The 280-nt window shown below is 53.2% G+C and carries 1 protein-coding gene; it reads left to right on the plus strand.

Annotation, left to right across the window (positions count from 1 at the left end):
* Positions 1 to 280: hypothetical protein (locus tag AC1RPG_RS08715; protein WP_481762590.1), on the plus strand; the 280-nt coding region annotated here is incomplete at both ends.

The raw sequence follows: 280 nt of genomic DNA on the forward strand, positions 1-280 counted from the left end.
GGAGAAATGATGAGCACGAGCACCATCGAAATTCGTCGTGAACTGTTGCGTGGCGCAATCGCGAAATTGCGCTTGGGTCGAACCCTATACATCTGCAACGGCATTGAGAAAACGTTGGATGAAATGCGCCCATTTTCTGATCGTGAAGTGAAGCGCACGTATTACCAACAGTCTTTGGCTCTGAAGCATCGCATTCGCGAATTGTTGGACGGGCACCACTCGTACACGACATGGCTCGTGGCGCAGGGTGCGCTTCCTGAATACGAGGGCACGGTGGGAG

The organism is Dellaglioa sp. CoH-57-MRSF-18, assembly GCF_056781995.1.